Origin of the sequence: Anaerobutyricum hallii DSM 3353, assembly GCF_000173975.1 — a bacterium.
In the GTDB taxonomy this organism is placed as follows: domain Bacteria; phylum Bacillota; class Clostridia; order Lachnospirales; family Lachnospiraceae; genus Anaerobutyricum; species Anaerobutyricum hallii.
Genome location: NZ_ACEP01000118.1, coordinates 1 through 4,896, shown reverse-complemented (window position 1 = coordinate 4,896; position 4,896 = coordinate 1). Strand labels below are relative to the sequence as shown.

Sequence of the window (4,896 nt, the reverse complement as noted above, 5' to 3'; positions counted from 1 at the left end):
CGGAGTTTTTTGCTCTGTGATCTTAACAGAGCCTTTCACAATATCTATATCCTGGTATTTTGTGCGATAGACTGCACTATTTATCCCTTTAGGATTCTCAAGAACATCTCTTATCGTTTTACTGTATCCGTTTACCTTTGCAAAAAATCTTGTACAGTTACATTGTGGATCCAGGTCAATAACTAATACTCTTCCACCCATTTCCGAAAATGTATAAGCTACGTTTACTGTTGTGGTGGTTTTTCCAACGCCACCTTTTAAATTTGCTACTACATATACTTTCATTTTGTCTCCTCCTATAATTTAATAAAAAGAATACTCCTTGATGGAATATATTATATAAAAAATAGAGATACCTGTTTTTTACAAGTATCCCTATATTCTATCAATTATCTGATAGCTCTCTATTCATTTTCATATTTAAGATTCTTTGTGTCCCTCGTACCGAGGTCTAACGCTACAATAACAGTTATCTTGTTCACAATCTCTTTTTTTCTGTGATTTTCATTAACTGTATTGAAATTATAATATTCTGCAAAGTGTGTAAATTCAAGGATTTCTACATATGATCGTCTTGTATCTCTTCCATCGGGTCGATGTGACTTACCGCCCCATACATATCTCTTCCGACTACCTTTTTATCTTCTCTTTCCTTCTCAATAAGATCACTCAGCACTCTCTTTACCTGCGCAGACTTCGCAATATTCTCCAGACGGATAACTGGGGTGGAACGGTCTTTTGTGTGAAGCTCAATCGTTCCTGTTCCAAAAATACGCTGTGGAAGACTACGGTATAATGTAATATCTGTAATACGATATAACAGACACTCATCTTCTCTTGAAGAAAGGAATCCGCTGTTTACATATAATCTTCCATTCCCCACTGTATATTTTGTAAAACTAATCGGGAACCATAAATGATGCTTTCTGTCCTCCCAGATATTTGCTGTAACTTCTCTGATTTCTCCATTTTCTGCTTTTCCCATAATATGCCTCCTTCTATGTTTTCGTTCTTTTATCCAACATATCATATTGTCATTTACCATGCAAGTATCTGACCGAAAAATCATATGTTGTTCCTTTTCTGTCATAGCTTTTTAATCTCCATGCAGGTATGCCCGATGTTTTGACATTCCCTTCTTATCTATGGTATCATGAAAAGGCTGCAAATCCCACTGTTTTTCAGATATTTTTGCCGCAATATTATTCTAGACTCAGGAGGAACTTATTATGGCTTTTGATGGCGTTGTAATTGCCAATATTGTATATGATATGAACCGCCTGCTTACCGGCGGACGCATCTACAAAATCTATCAGCCGGAAGCGGACGAACTGCTTCTTGTTGTAAAAAATAATAAAGAAACCTATCGACTACTGATTTCTGCTGGAGCAAGTCTTCCACTTATCTATTTTACTACAAAGACAAAGGCAAATCCTATGACCGCCCCAAACTTCTGTATGCTGCTTCGAAAATATATTAGTAACGGAAGAATTATCGAAATCACACAACCTGGTATGGAACGAATCGTTGAGATCACAATCGAACATTTAAATGAACTTGGTGATACCTGCCGTAAAAAAATGGTTATCGAAATCATGGGAAAACACAGTAATATTATTTTTATTGATGAAAAAAACATGATTATCGACAGTATCAAACATATTTCCAATCAGGTAAGTTCTGTAAGAGAAGTTCTACCAGGAAGAACTTATATCGCCCCTCCAGGAAAGGGTAAGATTTCTCTTAATGATCTATCTGTTGAATGGATGGAAAATACACTGCTTGTCAAACCAGTTTCTGTGCAAAAAGCAGTCTATGGCAGTATTTCCGGTATCAGTCCTGTGCTTGCCAATGAAATCTGCTACCGCGCCGACATCGATGGAGATTCTGCTGTTGCTTCTCTTACCCCAGTGCAGCAAAGTTCCCTTTACGGTGAACTCGTCCGTCTGAAAAACCAGATAGAAACACACGCTTTTTCTCCAAATATTATTTACGAAGGAAAAGCTCCAAAAGAATTCGGTGCGGTTACATTTTCCATGTTCAGTGATTTAACTACGGAAGAATATCCTTCCATCTCTGAAGTATTAGAAACCTTTTACGCACAAAAAGAAGTTGTGACCCGTATCCGCCAAAAGTCCGTTGACCTACGCCATATCGTGCAAAATGCGTTAGAGCGTACTGCGAAAAAATATGACCTGCAGCTAAAACAGTTAAAAGATACAGACAAAAAAGAAAAATATAAAATATACGGAGAGCTTCTTCACACTTACGGCTATGAAGCAGCCCCTCATCAAAAAGAATTAAAGTGTATAAACTATTATGATGGCAAAGAAATCACGATCCCACTTGACCCTGACTTAAATGCGATGGAAAATGCTAAAAAATATTTTGACCGCTATGGAAAGTTAAAACGTACTTATGAAGCATTAAGTACTCTTACAAAAGAAACCTTTGCCGAACTATCACATTTGGAATCTGTAAGTAACGCTTTAGAAATCGCCCGCGATGAAAATGATCTTGCTATGATCAAAGAAGAATTAATCGAGTGCGGTTACATGAAACGTCATGGCAGAAATCAAAAAAAACGTCAAGGCAAAAGTAAACCGCTTCACTATATTTCTTCTGACGGATTCCATATGTATGTCGGAAAAAATAACTTCCAGAACGACGAATTATCTTTTAAATTCGCTAACGGAAAAGATATGTGGTTTCATGCTAAGAAAATGGCAGGTTCTCACGTCATCGTAAAGCTCGGAACTGCAAATGAACTTCCTGACCGTACCTACGAAGAGGCCGCAAGACTTGCCGCTCACTACTCTAAAGGGAAAAATGCTCCAAAAGTTGAGGTCGATTACACCGAACGCCGTAATCTAAAAAAACCACCACAGGCAAAGCCGGGATATGTAATTTATCATACGAATTACTCCATGCTCATTGATCCGGATATCAGCGGTATCAAAGAAATTTCTGATCTGTAGATTTGGTGTAGATGAAAAAAGAAAGAATACCCTATCCCATCTGCTCTGTAGTCGCTGTATTTAAGATGCTCATCCGCATCTTAAATACGCTCCGAAACCGCATCTGGGATAGGGTATTTTTTCTTTTTTCTGACTACTCTAAATCCACAGTTGGTGAGAATGGGGACTCCCCAAAAGTCCACACTTTCTATTCAAATGGAAATGTCCAGAAGAAAGTTCTATCGCAGAAGAAAGTCAAATAGAAGAAATAGAACTCTTTATATAACTAAATCCCAAGTATATACAACAATTTGAATGTCAGTTCTTTAGAAATTAATTTCCCGGAAAGTCATATCCTTCTGGTATATTCCATGTTCCTAAACTACAAATCAGAATATAATTTTTCGTATTTTCTGGAAGATGCTTTCCATGAATAGTTTTTCCTCATTCCTTTTGCAGTAAGGTTTTTCCATTCTTCTGGATTCTTTTTATAGACATCTAAGGCTGCAAGAATTGCATCTAAAAAGCCTTCCGCATTATAATCTGTAAATCCAAAACCGGTTCCTGTTTTGCTCTTTGGATTATAGATGCTTACGGTATCTTTAAGACCTCCTGTCTTTCTTATAATCGGAACCGCTCCGTAACGAAGGGACATAAGCTGACAAAGTCCACATGGTTCAAAGCGTGATGGCATTAATATCGCATCGCAGCCAGCATAGATGTATTTTGCCATTTCATCGGTATAATCTAATTGCACATATACTTTATCCGGGTACTGTTCCTGATAAGAAAGAAACATATTTCGATATTCCTCTTCCCCATCACCTAATACGTAAAGCTGTACCGGCTTCTTCATGAGACGTTCCATCATATAAGAAAAGAGTGCAAAGCCTTTCTGCTCAGTCAATCTTGAAACGATTCCTAATGTAAATGCTGTTCTCTTCTTTGGAAGACCTGTTTTTGCCTGAAGAGATGCTTTATTCTTTTTCTTTCCCTTATCAAAGGTTTTATCGTCATAATGGCAAAGAATGTATTCATCTGTAGAAGGATTATAGATATCATAATCAATTCCGTTGACAATTCCGCAAAGATCATCACTTCTGTGCTGCAGCACGCTATCTAATCCCTCTCCATATTCCGGCTGTTTAATCTCCTCCGCATAAGTTTTACTTACTGTTGTGATCTTATCTGCAAAAACAAGTCCACCTTTTAAAAGATTTGCCGAATTATTATATTCTAGTTTGTCGTAAGTAAACATATCGTCAGGAAGCCCGGTTATATCTTTTAAACGGTCGATTTCCGTAATTCCCTGAAACTTTAAATTATGTATTGTCATCACAGTTTTAATATTACGATAAAATGGGTCGGCACAATAAAATGCTTTTAAAAATACCGGTACTAAAGAAGACTGCCAATCATGACAATGAATAATATCCGGCTCAAATTCTAAGTAAGACAGCATTTCTAACACTGCTTTAGAAAAGTAGCTGAACTTTTCAATATCCACCCACATATCATAATATGGAGAATCTCCGCAGAAATAAAAATTATTCTCAATAAAATAGTAAACGATTCCTTCATATTTTAATGTCTTCACAGTAACTGTCTGCATTCTCCATCCTAAATACATCGGAAATGTTACCAATGTCTCCATCTGTTCACGCCATTTTGCATCAATACAATGGTAATCTGGTAAAACAACTCGTACATCATATTTTTTATGATTTAACTGCTTTGGAAGAGAGCCAACAACCGCTCCAAGTCCTCCTGTCTTTACAAAAGGGGCACATTCTGCACTGGCAAATAGTATCTTCTTCATAGTTTCCTCCAACTTGTTTATTATTTCTACCCAAAATTATAACACAAGATTTTGAAATTTACTATTTAATTCATTAAGAGACAGACGCCCGAGAAGAGATAAGCTATCCTATATTTATGA

4 protein-coding genes are annotated in these 4,896 nt (G+C 36.9%); 1 reads left to right on the top strand and 3 read right to left on the bottom strand.

The features are described 5' to 3' along the window. The coding region (locus tag EUBHAL_RS11810; RefSeq protein WP_005350049.1) for a ParA family protein at nt 1-285 on the bottom strand (285 nt) is incomplete at its 3' end. Nucleotides 286-559: 274 nt separating this feature from the next. Further along, nucleotides 560-985 carry a PH domain-containing protein gene (locus EUBHAL_RS11805; RefSeq protein WP_044923324.1) on the bottom strand — a complete coding sequence of 142 codons (426 nt, stop codon included), beginning with the start codon at nt 983-985 and terminating at the stop codon, nt 560-562. A gap of 244 nt (nt 986-1,229) precedes the next feature. On the opposite strand from EUBHAL_RS11805, the gene EUBHAL_RS11800 reads away from it, so the two are divergent. Beyond that, the gene (locus EUBHAL_RS11800) at nt 1,230-2,978 is read left to right on the top strand and encodes an Rqc2 family fibronectin-binding protein (protein WP_005350047.1); all 1,749 of its coding nucleotides are present in this window, start codon (nt 1,230-1,232) and stop codon (nt 2,976-2,978) included. A gap of 361 nt (nt 2,979-3,339) precedes the next feature. Here EUBHAL_RS11800 and glgA read toward each other — a convergent pair whose 3' ends face one another. After that, entirely contained in the window at nt 3,340-4,776 is a 1,437-nt protein-coding gene (gene glgA, locus EUBHAL_RS11795) for a glycogen synthase GlgA (protein ID WP_005350044.1), read from the bottom strand. Nucleotides 4,777-4,896: the final 120 nt, after the last annotated feature.